Here is a 288-nt window from a genome sequence, read left to right as displayed (position 1 = left end):
CAGCATTAGCAGGGGCTAATACCTATACATATACAGTAGCCGCAACGGCACCATGTACCACAGCAGCAACAGCTCAGGTAGTGGTAAGCGAGCAAGCTTTACCAAATGCGGGAACTAACGGAACACTCACCATCTGTGCAGGAAGCACGGTAACATCAGCACAGTTATTTGCCGCCTTAGGAGGAAGTCCAGCTACCGGCGGAACTTGGTCACCAGCATTAGCAGGGGCTAATACCTATACGTATACAGTAGCCGCAACGGCACCATGTACCACAGCAGCAACAGCTC

The 288-nt window shown here is 51.7% G+C and carries 1 protein-coding gene; it reads left to right on the top strand.

Translation table 11 applies throughout. From position 1 onward, the window contains the following. Positions 1 to 288 (top strand): hypothetical protein (locus ACXAG7_RS20130; RefSeq protein ID WP_476667951.1); only part of this gene is annotated, 288 nt, incomplete at both ends.

Source organism: Tenacibaculum sp. AWR4_210, from assembly GCF_056160945.1.
Note: the sequence above shows the minus strand (reverse complement) of the source record. Positions and strands in the feature narration are given on the sequence as shown.